The sequence below is a fragment of the Mesorhizobium sp. M7A.F.Ca.CA.004.04.2.1 genome, from assembly GCF_004022825.1.
Lineage (GTDB): Bacteria > Pseudomonadota > Alphaproteobacteria > Rhizobiales > Rhizobiaceae > Mesorhizobium.
In genome coordinates, this window is the sequence record NZ_RZPH01000302.1 from 1 (window position 1) to 1,263 (window position 1,263).

General features: G+C 63.6%; 1 protein-coding gene and 1 pseudogene. One reads left to right on the forward strand and one right to left on the reverse strand.

Going from position 1 to position 1,263, the window contains the following annotated elements; translation table 11 throughout:
* Positions 1-826 (reverse strand): alanine racemase (locus EN893_RS15265; protein ID WP_164900896.1); only part of this gene is annotated, 826 nt, incomplete at its 3' end.
* A gap of 238 nt (positions 827-1,064) precedes the next feature.
* On the opposite strand from EN893_RS15265, the pseudogene EN893_RS39240 reads away from it, so the two are divergent.
* Positions 1,065-1,263, forward strand: a pseudogene (locus EN893_RS39240) (D-lyxose/D-mannose family sugar isomerase); the annotation flags it as partial.

Genomic DNA, 1,263 nt, shown 5'->3' on the forward strand with positions numbered 1-1,263 from the left:
GACCCAGCGTGTCGCTGGACAGCGCCTTGCTGCCGGCATCGAGGATAGCGCGCGTCGCTGTGGGATGGCTGACCACCGTCGACAGCACCGTCAGCGCACAGTCGTCGAGGCCGCCGACGCCTTTGGCGACTTGATAGCGGTCGAGATAGATGTAGGTGCCTGGACGATACTCGGTGACAACGGATGTATCGCTGGAGCGCCACATATCCGGCGTGCCGCCGCTGGAGATGCGGTCGCAGGCGAGGCCCGACGCGGCAAGTGCCTGCTTGGCCCCGGCGAGCCAGGCTTCGGCCTCCGCTGCCCGCCCGGCGGCCGGGTAGGTCATCAGTCCGCCGAAGGCGAGGCCACCGGCTCTGTCGATCTGTCTTGCCAGCGCAACCGCTTCATCAGCCGACTGCACGCCGCAGCGTCCCATGCCGGTGTCGCATTCGACCAGCACCTGCAAACGATGGCCGGCATCGGTGAAGGTGGTTGCCAGCCCTTCGAGCGTCTCCATGCTGTCCGCTGTCACCGACAGGGTGACGCGCCCGTGCAGCGCCAGAAGGCGTTCCAGTTTGGCGCGCCCAAGGATGTTGTAGGGAAGAAAAATATCGTTCAGCCCGGCATCGGCCATCACCTCGGCCTCGCCGATCTTCTGGCAGGTGATGCCGACGGCGCCGGCCGCTATCTGCTTCTTCGCCCAGTAGGGCAATTTGTGCGTCTTGATATGCGGCCGGAGCTTCAGCCCGTTCTTGTCGGCATGCGCCTGGGCGCGGGCAATGTTGGCTTCCGCGCGCGCGGCGTCGATCAGGATGGATGGCGTATCGAGATCGTGAACGGTCGGCATCATCTTTCACCCCATGAGGAATCCGCGGGTTTTATGGCCCTGAAAATCCGTGATGTCACGCGGCCAGGCAAGCGGATCTGTGGTCCATACGCCCTGCGCAACGCCGGACAGGACGGCGAGATGGATCGACACCGCATCGGCGTTCGGCTATGCGATCTGCCAGACAAATCGATACGAAGGGATCATGATCATGAAGCGCTCCGCCATCAACGACATCATCCGCGAAGCCGACGCTTTCATCCGCTCGTTCGGCTACATCATGCCGCCCTTCGCCTATTGGTCGCCGCAGGAGGCCAAGGCGCGTCAGGTCGACTCGTCGGCCGTATTCACCTCGCGGCTCGGCTGGGACATCACCGATTACGGGCAAGAGAAATTCAGGGAACTCGGCCTGTTCCTGTTCACCGTTCGCAACGGCCGCTACGAGGACATGCAGAAGG